This window comes from Neorhizobium sp. T6_25 (genome assembly GCF_002968555.1).
Classification (GTDB): Bacteria; Pseudomonadota; Alphaproteobacteria; order Rhizobiales; family Rhizobiaceae; genus Neorhizobium.
Window position 1 is genome coordinate 18,903 of the sequence record NZ_PVBL01000039.1, and the last position, 26,819, is coordinate 45,721.

25 protein-coding genes, 1 pseudogene and 1 riboswitch are annotated in these 26,819 nt (G+C 62.7%); of the genes and pseudogenes, 15 read left to right on the plus strand and 11 right to left on the minus strand.

Annotated elements, in window-relative coordinates; translation table 11 throughout:
- Positions 1 to 13 precede the first annotated feature (13 nt).
- From C5L10_RS31370 to C5L10_RS31380, 3 genes are read right to left on the minus strand one after another with little or no spacing between them, the layout of a single operon-like run.
- Complete coding sequence (locus tag C5L10_RS31370; RefSeq protein WP_105432891.1) at positions 14 to 766, minus strand: ABC transporter ATP-binding protein; 753 nt, start codon at positions 764 to 766, stop codon at positions 14 to 16.
- A complete protein-coding gene (locus C5L10_RS31375) occupies positions 760 to 1,830 on the minus strand; it encodes an iron ABC transporter permease (protein WP_105432892.1) in 1,071 nt (356 codons plus the stop codon). The genes C5L10_RS31370 and C5L10_RS31375 overlap by 7 nt, the downstream gene beginning before the upstream one ends.
- Positions 1,831 to 1,835: 5 nt before the next feature.
- Positions 1,836 to 2,972, minus strand: coding sequence for an ABC transporter substrate-binding protein (locus C5L10_RS31380; RefSeq protein WP_105432893.1), 1,137 nt, complete (start codon positions 2,970 to 2,972; stop codon positions 1,836 to 1,838).
- A gap of 115 nt (positions 2,973 to 3,087) precedes the next feature.
- On the opposite strand from C5L10_RS31380, the gene C5L10_RS31385 reads away from it, so the two are divergent.
- The 7 genes and pseudogenes from C5L10_RS31385 to C5L10_RS35140 all read left to right on the plus strand — a co-directional run.
- Positions 3,088 to 3,873 carry a methyltransferase domain-containing protein gene (locus C5L10_RS31385; protein ID WP_105432894.1) on the plus strand — a complete coding sequence of 262 codons (786 nt, stop codon included), beginning with the start codon at positions 3,088 to 3,090 and terminating at the stop codon, positions 3,871 to 3,873.
- A gap of 309 nt (positions 3,874 to 4,182) precedes the next feature.
- Entirely contained in the window at positions 4,183 to 4,698 is a 516-nt protein-coding gene (locus C5L10_RS31390; RefSeq protein WP_172717279.1) for an invasion associated locus B family protein, read from the plus strand.
- A gap of 42 nt (positions 4,699 to 4,740) precedes the next feature.
- Positions 4,741 to 5,016 (plus strand): type II toxin-antitoxin system VapB family antitoxin, encoded by a 276-nt coding sequence (locus C5L10_RS31395; RefSeq protein WP_245448316.1) that lies wholly within the window; start codon positions 4,741 to 4,743, stop codon positions 5,014 to 5,016.
- The gene (locus tag C5L10_RS31400) at positions 5,016 to 5,408 is read left to right on the plus strand and encodes a type II toxin-antitoxin system VapC family toxin (RefSeq protein WP_105432896.1); all 393 of its coding nucleotides are present in this window, start codon (positions 5,016 to 5,018) and stop codon (positions 5,406 to 5,408) included. The genes C5L10_RS31395 and C5L10_RS31400 overlap by 1 nt, the downstream gene beginning before the upstream one ends.
- A gap of 140 nt (positions 5,409 to 5,548) precedes the next feature.
- Positions 5,549 to 8,650 carry a response regulator gene (locus tag C5L10_RS31405; RefSeq protein WP_256384755.1) on the plus strand — a complete coding sequence of 1,034 codons (3,102 nt, stop codon included), beginning with the start codon at positions 5,549 to 5,551 and terminating at the stop codon, positions 8,648 to 8,650.
- Positions 8,651 to 8,838: 188 nt separating this feature from the next.
- Entirely contained in the window at positions 8,839 to 9,066 is a 228-nt protein-coding gene (locus C5L10_RS31410) for a type II toxin-antitoxin system PrlF family antitoxin (RefSeq protein ID WP_245448320.1), read from the plus strand.
- 169 nt (positions 9,067 to 9,235) lie between these two features.
- A pseudogene (locus C5L10_RS35140) lies at positions 9,236 to 9,358 on the plus strand (type II toxin-antitoxin system YhaV family toxin); the annotation flags it as partial.
- 108 nt (positions 9,359 to 9,466) lie between these two features.
- On the opposite strand, the gene thiD reads toward C5L10_RS35140, so the two are convergent.
- From thiD to thiM, 3 genes are read right to left on the minus strand one after another with little or no spacing between them, the layout of a single operon-like run.
- Positions 9,467 to 10,270, minus strand: coding sequence for a bifunctional hydroxymethylpyrimidine kinase/phosphomethylpyrimidine kinase (gene thiD, locus C5L10_RS31420; RefSeq protein WP_105432897.1), 804 nt, complete (start codon positions 10,268 to 10,270; stop codon positions 9,467 to 9,469).
- On the minus strand, positions 10,267 to 10,905 hold the full coding sequence (thiE, locus tag C5L10_RS31425; RefSeq protein ID WP_105432898.1) for a thiamine phosphate synthase: 639 nt from the start codon (positions 10,903 to 10,905) through the stop codon (positions 10,267 to 10,269). The genes thiD and thiE overlap by 4 nt, the downstream gene beginning before the upstream one ends.
- Positions 10,902 to 11,723: a hydroxyethylthiazole kinase gene (gene thiM / locus C5L10_RS31430; RefSeq protein WP_105432899.1), complete on the minus strand. Its 822-nt coding sequence runs from the start codon at positions 11,721 to 11,723 to the stop codon at positions 10,902 to 10,904. The genes thiE and thiM overlap by 4 nt, the downstream gene beginning before the upstream one ends.
- Positions 11,724 to 11,760: 37 nt before the next feature.
- Positions 11,761 to 11,856, minus strand: a riboswitch (TPP riboswitch).
- A gap of 113 nt (positions 11,857 to 11,969) precedes the next feature.
- On the opposite strand from thiM, the gene C5L10_RS31435 reads away from it, so the two are divergent.
- On the plus strand, positions 11,970 to 14,252 hold the full coding sequence (locus C5L10_RS31435) for a heavy metal translocating P-type ATPase (protein ID WP_105432900.1): 2,283 nt from the start codon (positions 11,970 to 11,972) through the stop codon (positions 14,250 to 14,252).
- A 226-nt stretch (positions 14,253 to 14,478) separates the two neighbouring features.
- Positions 14,479 to 14,601, plus strand: a complete 123-nt coding sequence (locus C5L10_RS35145; protein WP_371412013.1) for a hypothetical protein — start codon at positions 14,479 to 14,481, stop codon at positions 14,599 to 14,601.
- A 286-nt stretch (positions 14,602 to 14,887) separates the two neighbouring features.
- Here C5L10_RS35145 and C5L10_RS31450 read toward each other — a convergent pair whose 3' ends face one another.
- Entirely contained in the window at positions 14,888 to 16,582 is a 1,695-nt protein-coding gene (locus C5L10_RS31450; protein ID WP_105432902.1) for an alpha-glucosidase, read from the minus strand.
- Positions 16,583 to 16,728: 146 nt separating this feature from the next.
- Between C5L10_RS31450 and C5L10_RS31455 the strand changes: the two genes are divergently transcribed.
- Both C5L10_RS31455 and C5L10_RS31460 read left to right on the plus strand, forming a co-directional pair.
- Positions 16,729 to 16,911: a hypothetical protein gene (locus tag C5L10_RS31455; RefSeq protein ID WP_046631950.1), complete on the plus strand. Its 183-nt coding sequence runs from the start codon at positions 16,729 to 16,731 to the stop codon at positions 16,909 to 16,911.
- 10 nt (positions 16,912 to 16,921) lie between these two features.
- Positions 16,922 to 17,149, plus strand: coding sequence for a hypothetical protein (locus C5L10_RS31460; RefSeq protein ID WP_105432903.1), 228 nt, complete (start codon positions 16,922 to 16,924; stop codon positions 17,147 to 17,149).
- A gap of 76 nt (positions 17,150 to 17,225) precedes the next feature.
- Here C5L10_RS31460 and C5L10_RS31465 read toward each other — a convergent pair whose 3' ends face one another.
- From C5L10_RS31465 to C5L10_RS31475, 3 genes are read right to left on the minus strand one after another with little or no spacing between them, the layout of a single operon-like run.
- Positions 17,226 to 18,308 (minus strand): HlyD family secretion protein, encoded by a 1,083-nt coding sequence (locus C5L10_RS31465; protein ID WP_105432904.1) that lies wholly within the window; start codon positions 18,306 to 18,308, stop codon positions 17,226 to 17,228.
- Between the two features lie 51 nt (positions 18,309 to 18,359).
- On the minus strand, positions 18,360 to 20,096 hold the full coding sequence (locus C5L10_RS31470) for an MFS transporter (protein ID WP_105432905.1): 1,737 nt from the start codon (positions 20,094 to 20,096) through the stop codon (positions 18,360 to 18,362).
- On the minus strand, positions 20,083 to 20,547 hold the full coding sequence (locus C5L10_RS31475; protein WP_105432906.1) for a MarR family winged helix-turn-helix transcriptional regulator: 465 nt from the start codon (positions 20,545 to 20,547) through the stop codon (positions 20,083 to 20,085). Before C5L10_RS31475 ends, C5L10_RS31470 begins: the two co-directional genes overlap by 14 nt.
- Positions 20,548 to 20,789: 242 nt before the next feature.
- Between C5L10_RS31475 and C5L10_RS31480 the strand changes: the two genes are divergently transcribed.
- A complete protein-coding gene (locus C5L10_RS31480; protein WP_046629517.1) occupies positions 20,790 to 20,993 on the plus strand; it encodes a hypothetical protein in 204 nt (67 codons plus the stop codon).
- A gap of 217 nt (positions 20,994 to 21,210) precedes the next feature.
- Here the strand turns inward: C5L10_RS31480 and C5L10_RS31485 are convergent, their stop codons facing one another.
- The gene (locus C5L10_RS31485) at positions 21,211 to 22,632 is read right to left on the minus strand and encodes a DHA2 family efflux MFS transporter permease subunit (RefSeq protein ID WP_172717278.1); all 1,422 of its coding nucleotides are present in this window, start codon (positions 22,630 to 22,632) and stop codon (positions 21,211 to 21,213) included.
- A gap of 233 nt (positions 22,633 to 22,865) precedes the next feature.
- Between C5L10_RS31485 and C5L10_RS31490 the strand changes: the two genes are divergently transcribed.
- From C5L10_RS31490 to C5L10_RS31500, 3 genes are all read left to right on the plus strand, one after another.
- Positions 22,866 to 23,726 carry an IclR family transcriptional regulator gene (locus tag C5L10_RS31490; protein WP_105432908.1) on the plus strand — a complete coding sequence of 287 codons (861 nt, stop codon included), beginning with the start codon at positions 22,866 to 22,868 and terminating at the stop codon, positions 23,724 to 23,726.
- A gap of 281 nt (positions 23,727 to 24,007) precedes the next feature.
- Positions 24,008 to 25,243: a peptidase T gene (pepT, locus tag C5L10_RS31495; protein ID WP_105432909.1), complete on the plus strand. Its 1,236-nt coding sequence runs from the start codon at positions 24,008 to 24,010 to the stop codon at positions 25,241 to 25,243.
- A gap of 215 nt (positions 25,244 to 25,458) precedes the next feature.
- The coding region (locus C5L10_RS31500; RefSeq protein ID WP_105432910.1) for an ATP-binding cassette domain-containing protein at positions 25,459 to 26,819 on the plus strand (1,361 nt) is incomplete at its 3' end.

Below are 26,819 nucleotides of genomic sequence, written 5' to 3' on the forward strand. Positions count from 1 at the left end.
TCCCTGTCGCCGACTAGTGTGCCGTCCCGTCGACGATCACATGGTCGTGGTCCATCGAGCATTTCTCGATGCGGGCGTGGACCTTGTAGACGTCGCGCAGCATGTCGACGGTAACGACTTCGCGCGCGTTGCCGCAGGCGCGCATGCGGCCGTTGGCGATCACCAGAACCTTGTCGGCAAAACGCAGGGCCTGGTTGAGGTCGTGGATGGCGATCATCACGATCATGCCTTTCGAGCGGGCCCGACGCCGCATGAAATCCAGCACTTCGACCTGACGGTGAAGATCGAGCGCGCTGGTCGGCTCGTCCATCAGCATGATTTCCGGTTCGCGAACCAGTGCCTGGGCGATCGACACCAGCTGGCGCTGGCCGCCGGAGAGCGCGCCGAGATCGCGAAACGCGATGGAGGTGATGTTGAGCGCCCTCATGATTTCGTCGATGAACGAGAGGTCGCTGTCGCTGACGGTCCAGGACTGGCCCTGCTTGCGGGCGAGAAGAATGGATTCGTAGACGGTCAGCACCGCATTGGCCGAAGTGTCCTGCGGCATGTAGGTGATGGCGTTCCTGGTCCTGGCGCCATCGATGACGATATTGCCGGGGCCTTTCAGAAGGCCCGTGATGCGCTTGAACAGCGTCGATTTGCCGGCGGCGTTCGGGCCGATGACGGCGATCAGCTCTCCCGCCTTCATGACCGGCGTCGTCACGTCTTCCACGAACAGCTTGCGGCCGTGATAGGCGCCGACCGATTGCAGTTGCAGCGCTACCATGACCGGCTCCGATTCGAGAGGATGAGCGAGAAGAAGAATGGTACTCCGACCAGCGCGGTGATGATGCCGATCGGGAAGACGACGCCCGGGATGATCGACTTCGAGACGATCGAGGTGACCGACAGAAGCAGCGCTCCCGACAGGACCGAGCCCGGCAGGAAGAAACGCTGGTCTTCGCCGAGGATCATGCGGGCGATATGTGGGCCGACCAGGCCGACGAAACCGATCGTGCCGACGAAGCTGACCGGGACCGCGGCGAGCAGCGAGATGATCAGCATGGTTTCGAGCCGGATGCGCCGGACGTTGACGCCGAAGCTCGCGGCCTTGTCTTCGCCGAGCCGGATCGCCGTCAGCGCCCAGGCGTGGCGCGCAAACAGCGGCAGCGCGATCAACAGGACGGCAAGGGTGATGCCGATCTTCGGCCAGGTCGCCTTGGTGAGGCTGCCCATGGTCCAGAAGACGACGGCCGACAGCGCCTGCTCGGACGCGAGATATTGCAGGAAGGCGAGCAGCGCGTTGAAGGTGAAGACCAGAGCGATACCGAGCAGGACGACCGTCTGCACCGAAACGCCGCGCATCTGCGAGATGAAGTGGATGAACAGCGTGGCGATCAGCGCCATGATGAAGGCGTTGGCCGGCACCAGCAGGGTGGCCGCAACCGGCAGGATGGAGACGCTGGTGACGATCGCCAGTGCCGCCCCGAAACTGGCAGCCGCCGAGATGCCGAGGGTGAACGGGCTTGCGAGCGGATTGGCCAGGATCGTCTGCATCTGCGCACCGGCGACCGACAGCGCGGCCCCGACCACGATTGCCATCACGGCGACCGGCATGCGGATATCCCAGACGACCGCCCGTATCTGGGCCGAGACCGACGAGGGGTTTATCAGCGCGGCGACGACTTCGCCGAGGCTGTAGCGGGCCGGCCCCCAGGCGAGATCGACGGCAAATGACAGGCAGAGAGCGGCCGTCATGGCGGCGAGGATCAGAAGTTTCCGGCGGGCGAGAGCGCGATAGCGTTCCCTCCCGGCTTCAATTTCGATCGGCAATGCGGCGATCTCGGCCATATCGTTTACTTCGTTGCCTTGGCGTCCAGCCAGTAACCCGGCTGATAAGGGACCGGCAGGAATTTCTCGTGGAATTCCTTGAAAGTCGCGTCCGGATCGAGGTCGGCGAACAGCTCGGGATGGAACCATTTTGCCATCTGCTGAACGGCGGCGAACTGGTAGGGGCTCGTATAGAACTGGTGCCAGATGGCATGCACATTGCCGCCCGCGACCGCCTTGGAACCGGTAAAGGCGGCGTTCTGCATCAGGGCGTTCAGCGCCTTGCCGCTGTTCTCGGCGGTTGCGGCGGCCGTCGGACCGACATTCACGAAGTCCTTGGCGTTCTTGGTCTGGCTCCAGTTGGAACCGGTGACGACAATGACATCCGGATTGGAGGCGACGACCTGCTCGGCATTTATCGAGCCGGTATAGCCCGGAAGGAAGTCAGAACCGAGGTTATGGCCGCCTGCCCAATCCACCATCAGGCCGAAATTGTCCGGACCGAACGTGCCGCAGCACTCGACGAGGCCGGCCGCACGATACATGAAGACATTGGGTTTCTTTGGATTGGCGGCTTTGAGCTTGTCCGTCACCCGCGCCATCTGCTGCTTCCAATAGGCGGCGACGGCTTCGGCGCGGTCCTCGTGGCCGAAAAGCTTGCCAAGCACCTTGAGGCTCGGTTCGGTATTGGCAAGAATCTGCTCGCGAAAGTCGATATAGACGATCTTCACGCCAATCTTGTTCAGCATCTCCTCGAGTTTCACCTCGTCGGCAGCTTTCTTGTTGCCGATCGGCAGCAGCATGACGTCCGGGTTCAGCTTGACGACGGTCTCGGTCTGAAGCGTGCCGTCGGTCAGATTGCCGAGGAAAGGCAGTTCCTTGCCCTTCGGGAATTTCGCGAGATAGGTGTCGTAACCGTCCTTGTCGGTGGTCAACAGGTCGTTGCGCCAGCCGACGATCTTGGAGAAGGGATCTTCCTTTTCGATCGGAGCAACCGAATAAAGCATCCGGCCTTCCCCGAGGATGACGCGCTCAACCGGCTTGTCGAACGTCACCTCACGACCGGCCACGTCCTTGACGGTGAAGGACTGCGCCAGTACGGAAAAGGGCAGAAGGCTCGCCAGCACAACCGCAGATGTGGCAAGCATTTTCGCGAAATTCATCTGGAAACTCCCCCGACGTCTGATAATGTCCGCATGCATATGAAATACGACTTTTGGAATCAAGTTTTATGTTTTAGAGCTTTTCCAAAGTAGTCTGACTGTCGGGGCGCCTATAATGAATTCAATGAACTCCAACTATTCCATTCGTGATGAAATCCGCGACTTCTGGTCGGAGAGAGCGGCGACGTTTGACGAGAGCGTCGGCCATGAAATCTTTTCGGAGGAAGAACGCAAGGGTTGGCAGAGGCTGATCCGCAAGCATCTGGGCGATGGCACCGGCCGCGCTGCTCTGGATCTCGCCTGCGGCACCGCCGTCATTTCGCATCTGATGAACGACGTGGGATTCAAGGTCACCGGTCTCGACTGGTCGGATGCGATGCTGGGCCAAGCGCGCGCGAAGGCTGCAAAGCGCGGCACCGATATCCGCTTCGTGTCCGGCGATGCTGAAAACACAATGGAGCCGAAGAACAGTTACGACGTCATCACCAATCGGCATCTGGTATGGACGCTGGTCGATCCGCCGGCCGCCTTTGCGGAATGGTTCTCCGTCCTGAAGCCGGGCGGCAAGCTGCTGATCCTCGACGGCAACATGGGCAAGGAGACCTGGGTCAAGGGGCTGCAGAAGTTCTGGTCGAGGATCACCGGCAAGCCTGCGCCAAGCCACATGAGCCCCGCTATGGCGGCGCGCCACCAGAACATCCGCTCGCGCGTCTATTTCTCCGACGCGATGCCGGCTGAAGCAGTGGTCGATCTTTTGACCAAGGTGGGTTTCGTCAACATCGTGGTCGACCGCAAGCTGTCCGACATCCATTGGGCCCAGGCCCGCAAGATGCCCTTCCTGCGTGGCCTCGAACGCATGGTGCAGGAACGGTTCGCGATCTGCGCGACGAAGCCGGAATAATCTCCCGATATAAGGTGGCCCTTGGAGGCCACCTTTCGACCCACGGCAAATGTGCACAGCATTATGGCCGCCTGACATGATTGTGACCGGGCTGTGACCGCGGGGCATTAACCTTTGGCGGCATCACCGGAAACCCGGGGGAAGCGCAAAGTCACGCGGATCACGATCCGGCCGCATCCGGGCCTTGCGCGTGCCTCGTTTCGGAACGCGCGCCCGATGCAATTAACCTTGTGATAACCGATCGATTTTTGAATGGGCTATCTTCTGCGCGCGGCCATCGCCGCCGCGGCTTCCTCGCCATTTCCGACCATGGAGACAAGATTGTCCATCAAGCTTTTCGCCCTTTCCGCGCTCGCTCTTTCCACGCTCGCAGCACCCGTCCTTGCCCAGCCCAGCCCGAGCATGCTGAGAAAATTCGATGCCTGGGGGCTTTATTCCTACAAGGGCGACGGCGGCACGACCTGCTACGTGCTGACCACGCCGACGCAGATGCAGCCCGCCAATGTCGATCACGGCGACAACTTTTTCCTGGTCGCGCCGAAGCCTTCCGGATCGGGCTTCTATCCGCAGGCGATCATGGGTTACGACCTCAAGGGCGGATCGCAGATGACGGTCACCGTCGACGGCCGGACCTTCGCCCTGGAGCCGAAGGGCAATTCCGGCTGGACGAAGCAGGAGAGCATCGATGCCGCACTCATCGCCGCGATGAAATCGGGAAGCAGCATGACGCTCGAAGCAGTCTCCCAGCGCGGCACGCAGACCAGCTATACTTTCTCGCTTTCCGGCGTGAGCGCGGCATTGACCCAGGCAGGGCGTTGCGGCTGACAGGGTTTTACTCGCTTTGTCATGACGGATCTGATATTTGTCATGACAAAGACCGGAGCGACGGCCATGAACCTGCAGATACGTGATCCCCTTGCGCATGAACTAGCCCGCAAACTGGCGGAGAAGCGGAAGATTACATTGACCGAAGCGGTAATAGCGGCCCTGAAAGCTGAGCTGGAAAAGGAAAACTCCGCACAGGAGAAGAGCAGGTCGTTCGCCGAGCGGCACGCCTTCCTGGCTGAAAAGCTGAAGGCACTCGGCGCCGGCGAGGGCCGCGAGATGACCAAGGACGAGATTGATGAGATGTGGGGCCACTAGTGTTCATCGATACCTCGGTGATCGTGGCAATTCTTGCCCAGGAAGATGACGGCCCCGCCTGGTCGAAACGGATGGAGGGTGCCGAGCGCCTCCTGACAAGCCCGCTTGTTATTCTCGAGGCAACAATGGTTCTGTCAACCAGGCGGATTGCCGATCCTCTTGTGACCCAGATGGTGATTTCGGACTTTCTCCGAAGCAGCGGCGTCGAGATCGTGCCAATCGAGGAAGCGGATGGCGAGCTGGCGATCCGGGCTTTCCGGGATTACGGCAAGGGCAGGAGACAACCGGCGCAGCTCAACCTCGCCGATTGCCTTTCTTATGCCTGCGCTAAAAACCGCGGCCTGTCGCTGCTCTACAAGGGCGACGACTTTGCCCGTACGGACCTCGCCTGAAGCCTTCGGACTACGTCGAAAATAGCTGTCGGCGCCCATGGCTTTTTCGTGGCAATGCCCTAGTTGACGATTGTCAAAAAGGCTGTCTCAGGTGATCGTTGTCATGTAGGACGGCATAGCCGATCGCCGCCGAAAGCCCGATGATGAATCATTCGACTGCCGAGACAGCCTTTCTTTCCCATGGCGGCGAAATGGCCCGTCTTATTGCGGCTTTCGATTGGGCGGGCACCTCGCTTGGGCCGATCGCCGCCTGGCCGCAGAGCCTCAAGACGACGATTTCCCTCATGCTCCGTTCGCCGGTCCCGATCGTCACGCTGTGGAACGAGGACGGGGTGATGATCTATAACGACGCCTATTCCGATTTTGCCGGACGGCGCCACCCCGCCATCCTCGGCTCCAAGGTGCGCGAGGGCTGGCCTGAAGTCGCCGACTTCAACGACAACGTCATGAAGGTCTGTTTCGCCGGCGGCACGCTTGCCTATTCCGACCAGGAAATGGTGCTCGACCGTTCCGGCGTGCCCGCATCCGCCTTCATGAACCTCTATTATTCCCCAATCTACGACGAGGTCGGAAAGCCATTCGGCGTGGTGGCGATCGTCGTGGAGAACACCGCCAAGGTGCGGGCGGAGCGTCGGCTGCAGGGCGAGGGCGAGCGTCTGAGACTGATGTTCGATCAGGCGCCGGGCTTCATGGCCATGGTGACAGGGTCGGACCATGTTTTCGAAATGGCGAACGGCGCCTATATGCGCCTTGTCGGTGGCCGCGAGCTGCTCGGTCGGCCTATTCGCGAAGCCCTGCCGGAAGTGGCGGAGCAGGGGTTTTCCGACCTGCTCGATGAGGTTCGCAGAAGCGGCCGTCCCCATCTCGGACAGGGTGTGAGCGTGATGCTGGCGCGTCGGCCCGGCCAGCCGCCGGAAGAGCGTTTCGTGGATTTCGTCTATCAGCCGATCGTCGACGACGCCGGCCAGCCGACCGGCATCTTCATCCAGGGCAGCGACGTCACCGACCAGAAGAAGGCGGAGATCGCGCTCCTCAAGGAGACCCGGCATCTCGAGGTGCTGAACCGTCTCGGGGCCGAACTATCCGCCGAACTCGACCTCGAAAAGGTGGTGCAGATGACCACCGACGCCGGCGTCGAACTGACCGGCGCGCAGTTTGGAGCTTTCTTCTACAACGTCGTCAACGACCGCGGCGAAAGCTACATGCTCTATGCGCTGTCCGGCGTTCCCCGGTCGGCATTCGAGAATTTTCCGATGCCGCGCAACACGGCTGTTTTCGCGCCGACATTTGGCGGCGAGGGTGTTATCCGCTCCGACGACATCATGGCGGACCCACGCTACGGCCGCAATGATCCGTATTTCGGCATGCCGAAGGGGCATCTGCCGGTGCGCAGCTATCTGACGGTTCCGGTGATCTCCCGTTCCGGCGAGGTGCTCGGCGGCCTGTTCTTCGGCCATGCCGAGCCGGCTCAGTTCCGTGAGGAGCATGAGCGGTTGGTGGTGGGAGCTGCCGGTCAGGTGGCGATCGCCATCGACAATGCGCGGCTTTTCCGCGCCGCGGAACGCGACCTGGCAGAACGCCAGCGCGCCGAAGAGGCGCTGCAGGTGCTGAACGCCGGCCTTGAACAGAAGATCGCTTCCGAAATCTCCGAGCGCATGAAGATGGAAGAGGCCCTGCGCCAGAGCCAGAAGATGGAAGCGCTTGGCCAGCTCACAGGCGGCGTCGCGCATGACTTCAACAACCTGCTGCAGGTGATTTCCGGCAATCTTCAGCTTCTCGCCAAGGACGTTGCCAGCAACGAGCGAGCCGGCCGCCGGGTGGAAAATGCGCTTGCCGGGGTGCAGCGTGGTTCCAAGCTCGCAAGCCAGTTGCTCGCCTTCGGCCGCCGCCAGCCGTTGGAGCCGAAGGTCGTCAATATCGGTCGGTTCCTGACCGGCATGGAAGAGCTGCTGCGCCGAACGCTCGGCGAGGATATCGAGGTCGAGACGGTCCGCTCCGGCGGCCTCTGGAATGTGCTGGTCGACCCGACCCAGATCGAGAATGCGCTGCTCAACCTGGCGATCAACGCCCGCGACGCGATGGAAGAAGGCGGCAAGCTGACGATCGAGGCGGGCAACGCTTTCCTTGACGACAATTATGTGCACCAGCATGCGGACGTGCCGGCCGGCCAATATGTGATGCTGGCGGTGACCGACACGGGTACCGGCATGACGCCGGAGGTGATGGAACAGGTGTTCGAGCCGTTCTTCTCGACGAAGCCCGTCGGCAAGGGCACCGGCCTCGGCCTCTCGATGGTCTACGGTTTCGTCAAGCAGTCCGGCGGCCATATCAAGATCTACAGCGAGCTTGGGCAGGGCACGACCGTCAAGATCTATTTCCCGCGCATCCAGCGCAGCGAGGATCTCGTCACCGACGCCGATTTCGGCCCGGTGACCGGCGGTACCGAGACCATTCTGGTGGCGGAGGACGACGAGCAGGTGCGCGCCACCGTCGTCGAGCTGCTCGGCGATCTCGGTTATGCGGTGCTGAAGGCGAAGGACGCCGCGGGTGCGCTGAGCGTCATCGAAAGCGGCGTGCCGGTCGATCTTCTCTTCACTGACGTAGTCATGCCGGGACCGCTGAAAAGCACCGAGCTTGCCAGGCACGCGCGCGAGCGGATGCCGGATATGGCCGTGCTGTTCACCTCCGGTTATACGGAAAACTCGATCGTGCACGGTGGCAGGCTCGATCCCGGCGTCGAACTGCTCTCGAAACCCTATACTCGCGAAGCCTTGGCACGAAAGATCCGCCACGTCCTGAACGGCCAGCAGCACCGCAACCGCGTGAGGGCGTCGTTCGCGGCCAAGCCGCCCGCCCCGCCGATCGGGCAGCGGCCGGTTCTGCCGCGTTACTCCGTGCTGCTTGTCGAGGACGATTTCCTGATCCGCATGAGCACGGCCGATCTGTTGGCCGAACTCGGGCACCAGGTTTCTGAAGCCTCGAGCGCGGAGGAGGCGATTGCCATGATTGCGGTGCGCAGTTTTGACGTTGTGGTCACAGATCTCGGCCTGCCAGGTCTTTCGGGCGGCGAGTTCGCACAGCAGGCGCGCAAGCTATCTCCCGATGTCGGGATCGTATTCGCGACCGGCAACGACCGCATTCCCGAGGAAGCGGCAGTAGAAGGCGCGGTGCTTCTGAAAAAGCCCTACGGCAGCCAGGAGATCGCAATAGCCTTCGAGAAGATTGCAGTGCAGAAGGGCTGAAGGCCGGCATTCGGGCGCTAGTTGCGTCGCGCCATGTTTCCCTTGAGCAGGTAAGGATTTTTCCTTGCAGTGCCGAAAAGGAGATCGTCAGCCAATGTATTCAAGGAAGTCAGCATGATCACCGCCAAGGGTCAGACGAGGGTCCCAAATCCGTCCGGCAGGCCCTTGGTCTGGATTACGGAGACCGGATTGCCTTCTATGTCGACGATGAACGCGGCGTTTCGGTGTTAGGGGAGGCAGTAAATGCATCTGATCCCGTGGTCGATAGCTTTCTTACCTTTCTCGCCAAGGACATCGAAGTCCGACCCCAAATGCTTGCAACGCTGCCGTCGGCTTTGGTTGATCGCGTGGCTGCTCTGACCAAGATCATGAAGGTGGACCTCGACGCACCGATCGACGGCGAAGTCGATCTCTAGCCGATCTTGGTCGTCAACGGCTGGGCTATCCTGGCGCATCCGCTCTTCCTTGATCAGCTGGAAAACCTGACGTTGGCCGTCGAGCGGTCAAGGGACAAGGATCCAGTATTGTCAGACTACGGCCGATGCGAAGCTGCTCGCCGCGTTATCGGAGCTGGTTTTCAAGACCATTCCGGCCGATCCAACACCGGCGGTCTATCGCCAGGGCGGTACTCTCGGGGAAGGCCGGAAACACTGGTTTCGGGCAAAATTCGGGGGACAAGATTTCGGTCTGTTCTTCCGCCATAGTAGCGAAGCCAGAATCATCATCTTCGCCTGGATGAATGGCGAAAATACGCTGCGCACCCATGGGCTCGGACCGATGCCTATGCGGTGTTCCGCCTGCCGAATCGCTGCCGTCTCACCACCACGCGTAAAAATGCGAGACAGGCCCGTGGCCGGTGCCGACGGTGAGGGTATCGGCGGCAGCGATTGCGCCGGCGATATAGGTCTTGGCGACGGCGACCGCCTGCGCGGGCGAGGCGCCCTTTGCAAGCTCGGCGCCGATTGCGCTGGACAGCGTGCAGCCGGTGCCGTGGGTGTTTCTGGTCGCGGTGCGCTTGCCCTCGAACCAGTGGACGCCGTTAGCGTCGGCCAGCACGTCCGGGCTGTCTTCGCCTTCCAGATGACCGCCCTTCACCAGGACGGCTCTGGGACCGATCTTCAGCAGCCGGCCGGCCTGGGCTGCCATCTCTTCGCGGGTCGTGGCGATCGTCTCGCCGAGCAGCGCTGCGGCTTCCGGCAGGTTGGGAGTGACGACGGTGGCGAGCGGCATCAGCTTGTAGGTGACGGCATCCACCGCATCGACCGCCAGCAGCGGCGAGCCGCCCTTGGCGATCATCACCGGATCAAGCACGATCGGCACGCTATCGCGATAGGGGCACAGCACGTCCGCAACCGCCTCGGCGATCTCAACATTGGCGATCATGCCGATCTTCACCGCGTCGACGCGTACGTCGAGAAAAATGGTGCGGATCTGGTTTGCGACGAAGGCGGCGGGCACCGCATGCACCCCGGTGACCCCTTGGGTATTCTGGGCGGTCAGCGCGGTCAGCGCCGCCATGCCATAGACGCCGCGCGCCGCGAAGGTTTTCAGGTCCGCCTGAATGCCGGCGCCGCCGGAAGGGTCCGAACCCGCGACCGACAGGACGTTTTTGATACTCATATACGTGCTCTTTCGATTTCCGCGGCAATTCTGCGGGCGGCGGCTTCAGGATCGGGCTGGCCGCAGATGGCCGACACCACCGCGATGCCCTTTGCGCCGGCGGCGAGTGCCGGGCCGGCATGTTCCGCCTTGACGCCACCGATCGCCACTGCCGGAACCGGCGCCATGGCGACGATGCGCGCAAGCCCGTGGAAACCGATCGGTTGCTTGTGGTCAGGCTTGGTGTTGGTCGAAAACACCGGGCCGATGCCGACATAATCGACGATGGAAGGATCCACCCGCCGTGCCAGGTCTTCGTTTTCGACCGAGAGGCCGAGGATCATGCCATGGCCGGCACGCTGCCGCGCCCCCGCTGCCGCCATGTCGCTCTGACCGACATGCAGACCTTCCGCGCCGATCGCGATCGCTGCCTCCACGTCGTCGTTGATGATCAGGGGCACGCCGGTGCCTGCCAGCACCGCCTTCAGCGCCCGGCCGGTCTCGATCATCTTTGCCGTATTCGCCTGCTTGTCGCGCAGCTGGACGATGGTGACGCCGCCGGCGACCGCCAGCCTTGTCGTCTCGACCATCCCGATCTCGCGGCAGAGATCGGGGTCGAGGACGAGATAGACGGAAAGGTCGAAGGTTTTGGTCATGCTGCGACGACCCTTGCCTTTGCATCGAGCGTCTCGCCGGTCAGCGCCGCGAGACGGTCGAGGAAGATCGGCGAAAAGAAGCCGGGACCGGAGGCGGTGAGGGCCGCTTCTTCGCCCGCGACCGCGAACATCGCGAGTGCGGCGACCGTCGCCTCGAAGGGATCGTCCGTGCTTGCCGCAAAGGCGCCGACCAGACAGGTGAGCGAGCAGCCGAGCGCAGTCACCCGCGGCATCAGCTCAGAGCCGCCGAGGATGCGGACCGAACGCCGGCCGTCGGTGACGAAATCCACCTCGCCGGTAACAGCCACCACGCAGGCCTGCTGCCGGGCGATGGCAATGGCCGAGCTTTCGGCCGCTGCAACGCTGTCGCCGCTGTCGACGCCATGGCCGCTCGACTGGCTGCCGGCCAATGCAATGATTTCCGAGGCGTTGCCGCGGATGACCGTGGGCCTCAGTTCCATCAACTCGGCAAGTGCCGCGCGGCGATAGGCGGTGGCGTAATGGGCGACGGGATCGAGCACCCATGGCTTGCCAGCTTCCGTGGCGGAGGCGGCCGCCGCCTTCATGCCGGCCAGGAAATCCGGCGACAGGGTGCCGATATTCACCGTCAGGCCCGCAGCGATGCGGGCGAACTCCCCGGCTTCTTCCTTGGTGTGCACCATGGCGGGCGAGGCGCCGGCCGCCAGCACCACGTTGGCGGCGATATTCATCGCCACGAAATTGGTGATGTTCTGGACGAGCGGGTTTTTGGCGCGCATCGCGGTCAGCAGCTGGCCGGGGGTCTCTGCACGGGTCCCAAGGGGTATTATCGTCTGCATATCTGCCTCGTTCGGCGGGGCAGGCGTGGGGCGCAGTGTCAACGCCCTGACGACTCCCTCCGCCAGCATGATCTGGTTCAGGTTCTAAGGGTGCTTCTCAGCCCGGCTTTGCCGGACGCCCCTGTCTTCACCATGGCTTACAGCAAAGATAATGCGCTTCGCCAGCAAATTTTTCTGATTTTGGGTCTTGCAGCTCTAGTCGCTAGAGGTTGTAGAGACAGGGCTCGATCCAATGGGAATGAGACGATGAGCACCACCACGCAGGCACGATACAAGGTTGGCGGCATGGATTGCGCCAGCTGCGCGACGAAGATCGACACCGCGGTGCGCCGCATGCCGGGCGTCGAGGACGTGTCCGTTTCGGTGGCTTCAGGCACGATGACTGTGAAGCATGACGGCACCGGCGATCTGGGCGCGATCGAGAAGAAGGTCGTAGGGCTTGGGTATTCGCTCAGGACGCTGGGTCAGAAGGCTGGTGAGGATGCGCGGCGGCGCGGTGTCGAGGGGTTCCCCCCCTCTGCCCTGCCGGGCATCTCCCCCCCAAGGGGGGAGATCGGCAAGAGGCATGACCACCATCACGCCCATGACGGTGGGCACGATCATTCCCACCACGACCACGGCACGGCGGAAATCGAAGGCCTGCACAGCCACGATCACGGGCCGATGGACGGACCGTGGTGGAAATCGGCGAAGGGCCGCCTGACCATCGTGGTCGGCATTGCGTTGGCGGCGGCTTACGGGATCGGCCATCTGGTGCCGACCTATGACACAATCATCTTCACCGCAGCGATGCTGATTGGCCTCGTGCCGATTGCCCGCCGCGCCGTCACGGCAGCACTCGCCGGCACGCCGTTTTCGATCGAGATGCTGATGACGATCGCCGCCGTCGGCGCTGTTGTCATCGACGCATCGGAAGAGGCCGCCGCCGTGGTTTTCCTCTTCCTGATCGGCGAGCTACTGGAAGGGGTCGCGGCCGTCAAGGCGCGCCAAAGCATCCAGAGCCTGACCGCGCTGGTGCCGAAGAACGCGCTGCTCGAAGAAAACGGCCAGACCCGCGAAGTGCCGGCCGAGAGCCTTGCCGTCGGCGCGACCATCCTCGTGCGTCCCGGTGATCGTATTTCCGCGGACGGCGTCATCATCGCCGGCGAAAGCGCGATCGACGAAGCGCCGGTGACGGGCGAAAGCACGCCGGTCTCCAAGGGCATCGACGACACGGTGTTTGCCGGCACGATCAACGGCGATGCCGCCTTGCGGGTTCGCGTGACGGCCGCCGCCGAGGACAATACGATTGCCCGCGTGGTGCGGCTGGTCGAGGAGGCGCAGGAAAGCAAGGCCCCCACCGAACGCTTCATCGACCGGTTTTCGCGGTATTACACGCCGGGCGTCGTCGCCGTTGCGGCACTGGTCGCCATCCTGCCGCCGCTCGTTGCCGGTGCGTCCTGGAGCGAGTGGGTCTACAAGGGCCTGGCGATCCTGCTGATCGGTTGCCCCTGCGCGCTGGTCATCTCGACGCCGGCGGCGATTGCCGCATCGCTGTCGTCAGGTGCCCGCCGCGGCCTGCTGATGAAGGGCGGCGCGGTGCTGGAAACCCTCGGCAAGATCACCGCCGTCGCGCTCGACAAGACCGGTACGTTGACGGCGGGTAGGCCCCAGGTGACCGATGTCATCGCGTTCGGCCGCAATGCGGAGGACGTGCTGCGCTTTGCGGCAGCGCTCGAAACCGGCTCCAGCCATCCGCTCGCCGTCGCAATCCTTGCCAAGGCTGCCGATGACGAGGTCGAGATTCCGACCGCAACTGATGCCAGGGCGCTCGGCGGCAAGGGCATCACGGCAATAGTCGAAGACCAGGAGGTGTTTTTGGGTTCGCCGAAGGCCGCAGCCGAGCGGGTTTCGCTGCCGATGGCGCACGGCCGGCGGATCACCGGCCTCAACGACGAAGGCAAGACCGTCTCGGTGCTGATCGTCGGCGGGGTTCTGGCCGGTGCCATCGCCATGCGCGACGAACCGCGTCCCGACGCCAGGGCCGGCCTGAAGGCGCTGACCGATGCCGGCATCAGGACCGTGATGCTGACCGGCGACAATGCCCGCACCGCAGCCGCGATCGGCAAGGACCTCGGCATCGAGGTGCGTGCCGAACTGATGCCGGAAGACAAGAGCCGCATCGTCGGCGAACTGAAAAGCGAGGGTTTCGTGGTCGGCAAGGTCGGCGACGGCATCAACGACGCGCCGGCGCTCGCTGCCGCTGATGTCGGCATCGCGATGGGCGGCGGCACGGACGTGGCGCTCGAAACCGCCGATGCCGCAGCGTTGCACGGTCGGGTCGGCGACATCGCCGCCATGATCGAACTGTCGAAACGGACGATGCGCAACATCTACCAGAACATTACCATCGCCATCGGCCTGAAGGCCGTCTTCCTGGTCACCACCATCATCGGCATCACCGGATTGTGGCCGGCGATCCTCGCGGATACCGGCGCGACGGTGCTGGTGACGATCAACGCGTTGCGGCTGCTGCGGGTGAGGAACTAGCGCCCGCCGACAGGAGGTTGCGCAAGACACTGTCGTGTTGCAAGATTGGGCAGCGTAAAAGGATAGGCTGACATGCGCACCAACAAATCCATCACCCTGACACTCGGTAAACAGCAGCAAGTTCTTGATGCCATGGTGGAATCGGGGGACTATGACTCCGCCAGCGAGGCAGTGCGCGCTGCCCTGCGGGCACTCGAGCGGGAAAAGGGAAGCCCTGGACGAAATCATGCGCCTGAAGGTTCAGGAAGCCATGGACGATCCGCGCCCCAGTATTCCCGCAGCCAAAGTATTCGCGGAACTTCGCGAATTCCATGCCAGCCAAGCGAAAGCTGACAAGCGTGGTTCATAAGGTCGAGTTTCGACCGGCAGCCGTCACTGACCTCCGGCGGATTTATCTGAGAATTGCCCCAAGAGGGCGGGCACGAGCGCGCTGGAAACTATATCGATCGAATTGAAGCGGCCTGCATGATCCTCGCGGCATTTCCCCAGCGCGGAACGGTCCGGAACCATATCCATCCGGGCCTGCGCGTCATAGGGTTTGAGCGCAGTGCCGCCATAGCGTTAATATCCTGCGTATTCTACCGCGGGGCATGGATTTTCCCTCTGACTGGTCCACGGATGATTGACGCGGTTTTTCAAAGCGTCTGCGCCAAAACCGCGAAAGCCTCGTAGGGCTTCAGCATCAGGCTTTCACCCAGCCGGTCGACCGGTTCATAGTTCGAGATCAGGCACTCGCCTGGTATCCTCAATTCGCCCGGCAGCTCGACGGGCACCTCACGGGCCCTGAAATTGGCGACCACCACCAAACGCTCCCCGTCGAGGGTTCGCGAGTAGACGAAGACGTCCGGATGGCTGTCGAGCCAGCTCTGATAAATCCCGTAGACGATCACCGGGTGGCGTTTCCTGAGCGCGATCAGCTTGCGATAATGGTTCCAGATCGACCTTTCGTCGGTCATTTCGCGCTCGGCATTGATCGTCGGATAATTGGGATTGACCTCGATCCACGGCACGCCGGTCGAAAAGCCGCCATAGGGCGCGGCGCTCCATTGCATCGGAGTGCGGGCGTTGTCGCGGGCGTTTTCATTGGCGCCCTTGATGAATTCCTCCGGCGACAGGCCGGCTTCGATATGCAGCCGGTGCATGTTGAGCGTCTCGATGTCGCGATACTGCTCGATCGTCGTGAACGGCACATTGGTCATGCCGATCTCCTCGCCCTGGTAGATGAAGGGCGTGCCCTTCATCAGGTGCAGCACGGTCGCCAGCATCTTGGCCGATTCTGCCGGATGACCGGTCGCATCCCCATATTTGGAGACGGCGCGCGGCAGGTCATGGTTGCCCCAGAACAGCGAATTCCAGCCGTCGTCCGACAGCGCGTATTGCCACTTGCCAAGCACCGATTTCAGCTTCACCAGGTCGAACGGCTTCGAGCGCCATTTGCCGAATATCTCATCCCATTGCTGGGTCACGTGCTCGAACTGGAAGACCATCGACAGTTCGTGGCGGTTGCGGCCGGAATAAAGGAGAGCCGAACCGGGTGTCGCGCTCCAGGTCTCGCCGACGGTCAGGATATCGCGATTGCCGAATGTTTCGCGGTTCATTTCCTGCAGGTAGTCGTGCAGGTGCGGACCGTCGTGGACGATTTCCTGGTCTACCTGCTTGCCGATATAATCGATGACATCCATGCGGAAACCGGCAATGCCGCGCTCCAGCCACCAGTTCATCATCTTGTAGATCTCGGCCCGGACGGCCGGGTTTTCCCAGTTGAGATCCGGTTGGCGGGTCGAGAACAGATGCAGGTAATATTCGCCGCTCAGGGGATCAAGCGTCCAGGCCGGCCCGCCGAAGGAGGATTTGAGACTGTTCGGCGGCCCGCCGTCTGCGGCCGGCTTGCGCCAGACGTAGAAATCGCGGAACGGGTTGCCCGGCCCCTTGCGGCTCTCGAGAAACCACGGATGTTCGTCCGACGTGTGGTTGACGACGAGATCGAGGACGATGCCTATGCCCCGGTTGCGGGCCTCCGATACCAGCCTGTCGAAATCGGCAAGCGTGCCGAATTCCGGGGCGATGTCCTGGAAATCGGAAATGTCATAGCCGTTGTCGTCCATCGGCGACTTGTAGATCGGCGACAGCCAGATCACGTCGATACCCAGGGATTTCAGATAGTCGAGCTTGGAGGTGATGCCGGGGATATCGCCGACGCCGTCACCGTTGAGATCGCAAAAACTGCGCGGATAGACCTGATAGACGGTGGCGGTGTGCCACCATTTACCTTCTATCGGCAATTCAGCCTGCTTGATCGCTGCGGCAAGCTGATCCTGAAAGTCGTTCATCGAAGTCCTCCCTGCCTCTTTAACCCGTTCGAACGCGAGAGTGCGGCGGGGGGTTCCTCACCCCGGCGGCAACAACACGTCTGATGGAACATCGTGACTCACTGCGGGTTAGACCAGTGGGAAACCGCAAGAAAAGGAGACCCTTCATGAGCAGCAAACTTCCCCCGACGCCCCCGGAAAACCTGAGCCACAAGGGCTCCGGCGAGCAGACCCATGCGTCCGATATCAAACCCGGCAAGCTCCAGGCGGCGAATGATCCCGGCAAGCAGGGCCAGCAAGGCAATACCAAGGTCAACACCACCCACCAGGGTTATCAGCAGGACCGATAGGGAGTTCATGATGTCGACATCGCACAAGACACCCGCGAGCATCCGCCAGGGCGGGCCGGGCGCGTCCCATGAAAACGCCCCGGATGCGAAAAAGGGTGTGCCGCTCGACGTGAAGAAGCCACCGGCCGACGACGACCTGCGCTCCAAGAGCCGGGTCTCGGGCGGCGGCGGCGAACGCGACAGCCACCACACCCACGATGCGAAGAAGAAGGGCGGGCAGGTGAACACGGCGCACTGATCCGTCGCGTCAGATCGGATGAAGAAACGCCCTTCCGGAGCACCGGGAGGGCGTGTCCAGTTTGATTGGCCGTCGGTCAGTCGAGCTTGCCGCCCGCAAGAGCCACGCCGCGCGCCATGTCCCCTTGCGCGAGGTCCACACTTGCGACCACCGACATGCCAGGGACCAGCCTGTCGGTGAGCCTCTGTTGCGGCTCGATAGCGATCCGGACCGGGATGCGCTGGGCAACCTTGGTGAAGTTGCCGGTGGCGTTGTCGGCCTTGATGACCGAGAATTCCGAGCCCGTGGCCGGCGCAAAACGCTCGATCCGGCCGGCGAACCTCTCATGACCGAGGGCATCGACGGTGAAGGTCACCTTCTGACCGGCAGCCATGCCGCCGAGCTGGGTTTCCTTGAAGTTGGCGACGACCCAGACTTGCGCAGGCACGATCGAGCCGATCTGGGTGCCGACCGAGACATACTGGCCGATGCGGCCGGCGACTTCGCCGAGCGTGCCGTCCTGCGGGGCGGTGATGCGGGTATTGGCAAGATCGATCTCGGCGAGCTTCACCGCCGCCTTGGCGCTTTCGACATTGGCCTCCAATGACTTGCGGCTAACCACGATCGTGTTCAGGTCCTGTTCGGCGACCAGTTCGGCGGCCTCCGCCTGATGCACCGCGGCCTGGGCCTGGTTGAAGGCGGAGCGGGTCTTTTCCGCGTCGCTCTGGGTGGCGATGTTCTTTTCGAGGAGGCTTTGGGTGCGGTCGTAGGCGGTTCTCGCCGCATCGAAGGCGGCATTGGCGCTTTCGACGGCGGCCTTGGCGGAGAGAATTTTCGCTTCCGCAGACTTGCGGCTCTGTTCGGAGTTGGCGAGCGAAGCCTGGGCCGTCGCCAGCGCTGCCTTCGCCTGTTCGAGTTTCTGGGCGTAGATCCGGTCGTCGATCCTGGCGATCAGATCGCCCCGTCGCACCCTCTGGTAATCCTGGACCGGCACTTCCGTAAGGTAGCCGGCAAGCTGGGGACTGAGGATGGTCACTTGGCCGCGCACATAGGCGTCGTTGGTGGTCTCGACCGAGCCGTGGAAGGGCGGCAGGTTCCAGGCGTAGAGCACGACGACGATACCGGCGGCGCCGATCGCGAGCGCGACATAGGTGGCGATGAAGCGGAAGATCTTGGACATGGCAGTTTCGTTTCTTGTTCTTTGTTTCTTCTTTGGGCTCTGTTCGGAGCGTCAGCCGGCGGCGGGCCTCGGATGACCGGTGGGTAAAAGCCGGTGGCGGTTGCGCCAGGCGACGTGAACGAGAAGGCAGGCGAGGGCCGCGAGCGATGCCCAGGCGGTCAGCAGGGAGGCGTCGTTGTAGGCGAGCGCGTAGGCCTGTTGCTGGACCTGCCTGGCGAAGAGGGCGGCGCCCTGCAAAACCTGCTGGTTCTGGTCGGCCAGCACCTTGCCATAGGCGCTGCCGAGCTGTTTCAGGCGGGATGCGACCAAGGGATCGGTGGAGGCGAGTTCGGAGACCAGCCGGAAGGAATGGAACTGCTCCCGCCACTGCACGAAGGTGCCGTAGAGCGCGGTGCCGAGATAACTGCCTATCTTCTGGGTGGCGAGGAAAACGACGATGAAGGAAAGGATGTAGCTTGGGCCGCGCTTCATCGCAGCACCCATGCCGATCATCAACGCCGGCGGCAGGAAAAGGCCGCTCGCAAAGCTCACCAGGAACTGGCTGAGATACATCTGTTCGGGGCGGGTGAGGATGGTCGACTGGCTGTCCATATAGCTGCCGACTGCGACCAGCAGCAGCGCGACCGCGTGGATCGCCGACGCCCGGCCGGGTTTCATGACCATGGCGCAGATGATGCCGGAAGCGACGGCTCCGGCGAGGATAAGCCAGTAGAGGCCGGCCATCTGCTCGTTCAGCATGCCGGTATTGCGCAGAAAGTTGACGGCGCCGCTGGTCTGCTCGGAAAATAGCAGACGGGATACCATCAGCGCGCCGGCAAAGTGCAGGATGTCGCGGGATGTGAGCCAGCGGATGTCGACCAGGTGGTTCTTCCGGTTGAGCTCGATCGCCGCAAAGATTGCCGAGGCCGCAATGCCGCCGATGATCATCCAGGCGAGCCAGTCGACCGCAGTCCACCAGTAGAGCCGACCGACGGTGAATGCCACCGCAAAACAGCCAAGCCCGACAGCGAGGAAGAGGTAGCTGACAAGGTCGAGGCTGCTGATCACTTTCGCCCGCGGCGGCGAGGTCAGGGGCAGGACATAGACGAGGCCGAGCGCCACCATGGCAAGCCCCATCTCGACGAGATAAAGCGCGTGATAACCTCCGATATCGAGGAGATAAGGCGAGATGATGCCGGCCACCGGCGCGGGCAGGGCAAGGGCCGTCAGCGCGGCACAGAGGCCAACGCTCAATTTCTTCGTCGGGGAAACCGGCTCGAGCACATAAAGGAAACCGAGCGAGGTCATCGGCGCGGCCGCGACGCCCGCAAAGAAACGCAACGCCAGCGCGCTTTCGTAACTGTCGGACCAGAAATGTGCCAGGCACACGAGCCCATAAAAGACGATCGCCACTTCGGCGAAATTGCGCAGACCGTATTGTGCCCGCACCTTGAAGAGCAGCAGCGTCAGGCTGGCATTTGGAAAGAGATAGGCGGCCATCAGCCAGGTAGCTTCGGTCTGGGTCAGGTCCATCGCCCCGGCGATCTGCTGCAGATTGGTGGAGATGAAGCTCATGCCGAGCCCCTGCGTCAGGGCAATCAGCATGCCTGCCAGCATATAGGCCGCGGTCATCGCCGGCGATTTGGGCACGAAGGCAGGCGGCGCGACCGGGGCAGGCGCGGAGGGAGCGGCGGGTTCCGGAGCGCGCGGTGCTGTCTCGACGGTTTCGATCGGCGCCGCCGTTCTACGGAAATCCGGTCCTATGATCGTTGCGTCGTCCTGCCTTGCCGTCGTCTCACGCGGGGACATCGATGTCCTCCATCTCCCCGATATTGGCCGTGATCCGCTCGAACAGTGCCATGGCGACCTGCACCTGCTCGGCATCGATATCCTGAAAGATCTGCTCGCGCATGTGGTCGGCAATTGAGCTCACAAGGCTTGCCTGTTCCTCGCCGTGGACCGTCAGGAACAGAAGCTTGACGCGACGGTCGTTCGGGTCCGGCCGGCGTTCGATCAGGCCGTTCTCCTCCATCCGGTCGAGAAGACGCACCATGGTCGCCTGTTCGAGTTCCAGCTCGCAAGCAAGCTCGCTCTGCGTCATGTTCTGCTTCTTGGCGAGGCGAAACAGGGCGCGCGCGCGCGGGTAGGTCAGCCCATGCGCCATGACACGCTGGTTGAAGGCGGTACGGATCTTGCGGCTGACCTTGGTCAGCGCCTCGAAGAATTCGGATGCGATCGGATCGGGTTTCATCGTGGGCATAATATTAGTGTGCTAAGTTCTTTGTCGCCTTTAGCTAGCGCACGAGCAGGTCCGTTTCAAGGGGGGCGGTGCGGCCCACTGCGGATTCGGCAGACGATGACAAAGGGCGGTTGGTGCCGGCGCTCTAACCCGCGATCATTTTGCGGCAGGTCGTCCGTGGCGGATTTAACCTCCCATTAACCATCGGGGGCTAAAAATGCTGGTGCGCGAATGACTGCGCGCCTAACCTCTGTGGGATCAACATGTACGTTGTATCGGTGCTCGACAATGGCGACCAACGGACCTTCGTGTCCGAAAGCCTGAAAATATTAGACCGGATCGTCTATGCCACCATCTGTGGCTCTCCAAAGCAGTTCCTGCTTTCGGAGGTCGTCGATATCGTCCCGGTCGACGCAAAACCTACCAAAGCCCCAACGACACGCAACGCCGCCTCGCTGATCCAGTAGTCCGTTCGGACTGGACTGACCGAGAGCGAAAACCCTTTCATCGCCGTGAGCGGCCTAAAGGCGCGTCCGTGACCATGAACCATGGACGGACCCGCCGATGGCTGTTCGCGCGCGGCTGCTCACGTGGGCTGCAACCGATCACACACGGGGTCGCAGCCACGGAGGGCTCGCCGGCCAATGTCGGCGAGCTTCAATTCGCCACGCCCCGCCCGCATCGTTACCCTGCCGCATCGGCCTGCTCGGCGGCTATAGCTTCCTCCTTCGCTTCCTTCTTGCGGCCTGCGAGCACGTCGCCGGCCGTCTCGGACAGGCGGAAGAATGAGAGGCACGAGGATGCCGAAATGACCGCGATGATGATGAAGGACATCGCGAAGGCGAAGTTGGTCAGCGTCTCGGAGCCGCCGGAAAAATAGTGCAAAAGCATGGCCGACATCGCGACGCCGGTGCTCTGGGCGATGCGCTGCGCCATCTGCGACAGCGACGTCGCGTGGCTCATCTCCGAGTCTTCGGTTTCCGCAAATGTCAGCGTGTTCAGCGATGTGAACTGCAAGGCCCGGAAAAAGCCGCCGAGCAGAATGATGGCCACCATGACCGCCGGCGCCGTGCCGGGCGTGAAAGTGGCGAGCAGCGCCATCGAAGCGCTGGCGATCAATGCGTTCCAGAAGAGCACGCTGCGGAAACCGAAACGACGCAGGATGCGCCTCGTCATGGTTCGCATGCCGAAGGCGCCGATCGTCGAGACGAAGGTGATGGCGCCCGATTGCAGCGGCGTATAGCGGAAGACCTCCTGCATCAGCAGCGGCAGCATGAAAGGCAGAGCGCCCATGCTGATCCGAAACAGCGAGCCGCCGGTGACGCTCGATCGGAATGTGGGATATCGAAAGAGCCTGAGGTCGAGGATGGCATTTCGGGTTTTGCGCGCATGGCGGATGTAGAGGCCGAGCAGGGCGATGCCGCCCACAACCAGAACCAATGCGCTGGAATTCATGCCGCGGGCGAAGGAATCGAACCCGAAGATGACCGCGCCGATGCCGGTACCGGTGAGGATGAAGCCGAGGAAATCGAAGGAGGTGCGTTCCGTCGGCGGGACTTTTTCGATGAGCGCAAGCGTCAGGATGATCGCCACGATGCCGACCGGCAGATTGATCCAGAAGATCCAGTGCCACGAACTGATGCCGGTGATGAAGCCGCCGAGCAGCGGGCCGATCGCCGGGCCGACCACGGCCGGCATGCTCATCAGCACCATGGCGGACACCAGTTCCTCGCGCGGCACCGAGCGCACCAGGATCAGCCGTGCCGTCGGCAGCATCAACGCGCCGCCAAAACCCTGCAGCGCGCGCGCTGCGATCAGCATGGTGAGGGTGGTCGAAGCGGCACAGAGCAGCGAGGCGAAGGTGAACAGCGCGACCGCCAGGCAGAACACCCGCCGGGCGCCGAAACGGTCGGCGAGCCAGCCGCTCAAGGGCAGGAACACGCCGAGCGACAGCACGTAGACGGTGATCGTTGAATGCAGCGCCAGCGGCGGCTCGCCGAGCGCGTCGGCAATCGTTGGCAGGGCCGTGGCGATCGCCGTCGAATCGATCTGCTGCATGATGAGGGCCGATGCGACGATCAGCGGCACGGTCTTGCGGGTATCCAATGGGGCGGTCTTTCGGTTCAGGTCCTTGTTCGGCGAGCCCGGCTCCTGGCAGGCCGCCAAACCGTGCAGCCACCGCTGGCGTTTCCGCTTGCTTTAGTCGTCGTCATGTGTTCTTCTATATGGAACGCCGGTCCACAAGTAGAATATTCCCTTGGACAATCGGCTGTCAACGGCGCTTTTGCAGTTGGCGCGTCGACCGCGCCTGTTGTCCGGTTGCGTGCCGGCAGATTGTCATGGAAGCGACAAATGACATGAAGACCACGAGGGACATGGGCGCGCAGAACGAGGACCGGAAGGGTCGGCTCTCCTCGGTGTCGATGGCGATCCGCATCCTCAAGGCTTTCGAAGGCGACGATGCGGAGATCGGCGTCACCGAGCTCGCCCGCCGCCTCGGCATTGCCAAGAGCACCGTCCATCGCCTGGTGGTGACGCTGATGGCCGAAGATTTCCTCGAGCAGAATCGCGAGACCGGCCGCTACCGGCTGGGGCTCGAACTTTTCGGGCTCGGTTCGCTGGTGCGCAACCGCATGGACCTTTCCGCCGAAGCGCGCACGCTGCTGGTCGACTTGAGGCAGGAGACGGACGAGACGGTGCTGCTTGCAGTGCCGGCCGGGCCGGAGATCATGTATGTCCGCGTCCAGCCTTCCCGGCAGGCGGTGCGCATCAATGCCGAGATCGGCATGCGCGCACCCTATCATTCGACGGCTGCCGGCCGGGCAATTCTCGCCTTCCAGCCGGAAAACCGCATCGGTGCCCTTGTCGGGGCGACCCTGCCGCCCCGAACCCCCAAAACCGTCACCGACCCCGACAAGCTGCGGAAACTGTTCGGCAATGTCCGCCGCCTCGGTTTCGCAGTGGAAGACGAGGAGAACGAACTCGGCATGCGCGCCATCGCCGCACCCATCCGCGACGCCCAGTCGGACGTGGTCGGCGCCGTCGCGATCGCCGGTCCCGTTCAGCGCCTGTCGCTGAAGAATCTCAACGGTTTTGCCGAACCGCTGCTCGTCGCGGCACGGGCGATCTCTGCCCGCCTCGGACATCGCGGCGCGCTCGGAGGTGGCGACGGCTTACGGACAGCAGCCGTGACGATTTAATGTTCCAGAAGGGTTGCCTCGGGTCGGGCCTCTCTAGGTCACTCAAGCGCCCGACGCGGCGCCAATCCCTTTCTTCCGTCGCTTTTGCCATTCTCGCCAGCAGCGCCGCACCGGTGATGGCGCGCAGCATTTCCGCAGTCTAACCTTCTCCCCGCGACCGGGAAGAAGGTGGCGGCATCCGGATGAACGGCAATCGCCAACCGCTCACTGCATTTCCCCGCTTCACGCACCCACATCCGCCCGCTACAACTCCCATTCTGTTCGCAATTTATGGATCACCCATGGCCGATAGTGTTACCGATCGTTTCCTGCGTTACGTCGTCATCGACACCCAGTCGGATGCCAAGTCTCCCTCCCAGCCGTCGACGATGAAACAGAAGGATCTCGGCCGGCTGCTGGTCGAGGAAATGCTGGCCATCGGCATTACCGATGCGCATCTCGACGAGCACGGCTATATCTACGGGACGATCCCGGCGACGACGTCGAAGAACAACGTGCCGGTGATCTGCTTCTGCGCCCACATGGACACGGCACCCGATTTCACCGGCACCAACGTCAAGCCGCAGATCGTCAGGAACTACCAGGGGGGCGACATCCAGCTCACCGGCGACAGAAACCAGGTGATCCGGGTGTCCGAACATCCGGTGCTGAAGGACCAGATCGGCAACGACATCATCACCTCCGACGGAACCACGCTGCTCGGCGCCGACGACAAGGCTGGCATTGCCGAGATCATGTCGGCCGCCGAGTTCTTCATCAACAACCCGGACGTCAGGCACGGCGCCATCCGCATCCTCTTCACCACCGACGAGGAGATTGGCCGCGGCGTCGACAAGGTGGATCTCGCAAAGCTTGGTGCCGATTTCGGCTATACGTTGGACGGCGAGACCGCCGGCACGATCGAGGACGAGACGTTTTCGGCCGATGCGGTGGAAATCGCCATCAAGGGCGTCGCCATGCATCCGGGCTTCGCCTTCGGCAAGATGGAAAACGCCATCAAGATCGCCGGCCGCATCGTTGCCGGATTACCGAAGGACATGACGCCCGAGACCACCAAGGGCCGCGATGGCTTCATCCACCCGACCGGCATGACTGGCGTGATGGAAAAGGCCAATCTCTCCTTCATCATCCGCGATTTCACCGAGGAGGGCCTGAAGACCAAGGAGACCCTGCTCGAGGAGATCACCAGGCAGGTGATCGCCGACTATCCGGGCTCGACCTACACCTTCACCGTCAAGGAACAGTACCGCAACATGAAGGTGGTGCTCGACCAGCATCCGGGCATCGTCGATTACGCGGTCGAGGCGATCAGCCGGGCCGGCATGAACCCGGTGCGTGGCAGCATCCGCGGCGGCACGGACGGCTCGCGCCTCTCGTTCATGGGCCTGCCCTGTGCCAACCTCTTTGCGGGCGGCCACGCCTTCCATTCGCCGCTGGAATTCGTCAGCAGCCAGGACATGGAACTGGCGGTGAAGACGGTGGTGGAGCTTGCGAAACTGTGGGAGGAGCGGGCGTAACCGCTCTTTCTAGGTGGTGTTCTTAAAAGCCCACGAGGTATCTCCTGATGCCTCCGGTCGACAGACAAGGAACCGGCGCGCCATCTCCCCGCCAGTCTTGAACGCGCCGCATTTTCCGCCTAAAAAAAAGCTGTCTGCAGCACCTACAGGATGGTGGATCATGGATTCCAGCCGAAACGCAACGCCGCTTTGCCTTGCCATTCGGGAATCCGTCCATGCCTGCCATTACGCTTGCAAATCTTTCGTGGTCCACGCCTGACGGCCGGCCGCTTTTTTCCAATCTGAACCTCAGCTTCGGCCCCGAACGCGCCGGCCTTGTCGGGCGCAACGGCGTTGGCAAGACCACGCTTTTGAAGTTGATCACCGGCGAGTTGATGCCCACATCCGGTACGGTCTCGGTTTCCGGCAGCCTCGAGATGCTGTGCCAGAGCGTGCAGGTCACGTCCGGTGAGACGATCGCCGACCTCTTTGGCACGCGCGATGCGTTGGCTATCCTTGCCCGAGCTGAAGCCGGCGAGGCGTCCGCCGAGGAACTGGCCGATGCCGACTGGATGCTGGAGGCGCGCATGACCGAGGCGCTGGCGCGGGCAGGCCTCCATGCGGATGCGAATACACCGCTCGATACGCTGTCGGGCGGCCAGCGCACCCGCGCAGGGCTGGCGGCGCTGATCTTCGCCGAGCCGGATTTCCTGATCCTTGACGAACCCACCAACAATCTCGACCGAGAGGGCCGCCAGGCGGTGATCGACCTCCTCGCCGGCTGGCGAGGTGGAGCGATCATCGTCAGCCACGACCGTGAGTTGCTGGAAACTGTCGATGCAATCGGCGAGTTGACCGCGCTTGGTGCCACCCGTTATGGTGGCGACTGGAGCCGATACCTTGAGCGAAAGGCGCTGGAACTGGCAGCCACCGAGCACGATCTCGCCGACGCCGAAAAGCGGATGGCGGAGGTCGGTCGCATCGCGCAGCAAACCACCGAGCGCAAGGCGCGCAAGGACAGCGCCGGCAAGAAGAAGGCCGCGCGGGGCGACATGCCGCGTATCGTCGCCGGCGGCCTGAAGCGGCGCGCGGAAAACACCAGCGGCGACAATGCCCGGCTTGCCGAGCGGCTGCGAACCCAGGCGGCCGTCGATATCTCCTCCGCGCGTGAAAAAATCGAGATCCTGCAGCCGCTCACCGTGACGTTGCCGTCGACCGGCCTGCCCGCGAGCCGGGTCGTGCTCCGGCTCGACAACGTCACCGCCGGTTACGAGGTTGAAAAGCCGGTCCTGCACGACTTCTCCTTCGAGATCACCGGGCCGGAACGGGTCGCCGTCACCGGTCCGAACGGCTCGGGAAAAACGACGCTGCTGTCGCTGGTTTCCGGCAGCCTGTCGCCCTTCTCCGGCACAGTGCGGGTACCGGTCAGATCCGCCGTGCTCGACCAGCGGGTGAGCCTGCTCGATCCGACGCTGTCGATCCGCGATAATTTCCGGCGGCTCAATCCGCGGGCGGACGAAAACGCCGGCCGCGCAGCGCTCGCCCGCTTCATGTTCCGCGCCGATGCCGCACTGCAGGGGGTCGGCCGGTTGTCGGG

Bases quoted from the DNA above. Each gene is read 5' to 3' on its own strand.
- C5L10_RS31465 (WP_105432904.1), bottom strand. From the start codon at position 18,308: ATGTCCAAGATCTTCCGCTTCATCGCCACCTATGTCGCGCTCGCGATC.
- thiD (WP_105432897.1), bottom strand. From the start codon at position 10,270: ATGAGTATCAAAAACGTCCTGTCGGTCGCGGGTTCGGACCCTTCCGGC.
- C5L10_RS31390 (WP_172717279.1), top strand. From the start codon at position 4,183: ATGGAGACAAGATTGTCCATCAAGCTTTTCGCCCTTTCCGCGCTCGCT.
- C5L10_RS31480 (WP_046629517.1), top strand. From the start codon at position 20,790: ATGTACGTTGTATCGGTGCTCGACAATGGCGACCAACGGACCTTCGTG.
- C5L10_RS31375 (WP_105432892.1), bottom strand. From the start codon at position 1,830: ATGGCCGAGATCGCCGCATTGCCGATCGAAATTGAAGCCGGGAGGGAA.
- C5L10_RS31470 (WP_105432905.1), bottom strand. From the start codon at position 20,096: ATGTCCCCGCGTGAGACGACGGCAAGGCAGGACGACGCAACGATCATA.
- pepT (WP_105432909.1), top strand. From the start codon at position 24,008: ATGGCCGATAGTGTTACCGATCGTTTCCTGCGTTACGTCGTCATCGAC.
- C5L10_RS35145 (WP_371412013.1), top strand. From the start codon at position 14,479: ATGCGCCTGAAGGTTCAGGAAGCCATGGACGATCCGCGCCCCAGTATT.
- C5L10_RS31435 (WP_105432900.1), top strand. From the start codon at position 11,970: ATGAGCACCACCACGCAGGCACGATACAAGGTTGGCGGCATGGATTGC.
- C5L10_RS31460 (WP_105432903.1), top strand. From the start codon at position 16,922: ATGTCGACATCGCACAAGACACCCGCGAGCATCCGCCAGGGCGGGCCG.
- C5L10_RS31385 (WP_105432894.1), top strand. From the start codon at position 3,088: ATGAATTCAATGAACTCCAACTATTCCATTCGTGATGAAATCCGCGAC.
- thiM (WP_105432899.1), bottom strand. From the start codon at position 11,723: ATGCAGACGATAATACCCCTTGGGACCCGTGCAGAGACCCCCGGCCAG.
- C5L10_RS31450 (WP_105432902.1), bottom strand. From the start codon at position 16,582: ATGAACGACTTTCAGGATCAGCTTGCCGCAGCGATCAAGCAGGCTGAA.
- thiE (WP_105432898.1), bottom strand. From the start codon at position 10,905: ATGACCAAAACCTTCGACCTTTCCGTCTATCTCGTCCTCGACCCCGAT.
- C5L10_RS31490 (WP_105432908.1), top strand. From the start codon at position 22,866: ATGGAAGCGACAAATGACATGAAGACCACGAGGGACATGGGCGCGCAG.
- C5L10_RS31395 (WP_245448316.1), top strand. From the start codon at position 4,741: ATGACAAAGACCGGAGCGACGGCCATGAACCTGCAGATACGTGATCCC.
- C5L10_RS31455 (WP_046631950.1), top strand. From the start codon at position 16,729: ATGAGCAGCAAACTTCCCCCGACGCCCCCGGAAAACCTGAGCCACAAG.
- C5L10_RS31405 (WP_256384755.1), top strand. From the start codon at position 5,549: ATGATGAATCATTCGACTGCCGAGACAGCCTTTCTTTCCCATGGCGGC.
- C5L10_RS31370 (WP_105432891.1), bottom strand. From the start codon at position 766: ATGGTAGCGCTGCAACTGCAATCGGTCGGCGCCTATCACGGCCGCAAG.
- C5L10_RS31380 (WP_105432893.1), bottom strand. From the start codon at position 2,972: ATGAATTTCGCGAAAATGCTTGCCACATCTGCGGTTGTGCTGGCGAGC.
- C5L10_RS31475 (WP_105432906.1), bottom strand. From the start codon at position 20,547: ATGCCCACGATGAAACCCGATCCGATCGCATCCGAATTCTTCGAGGCG.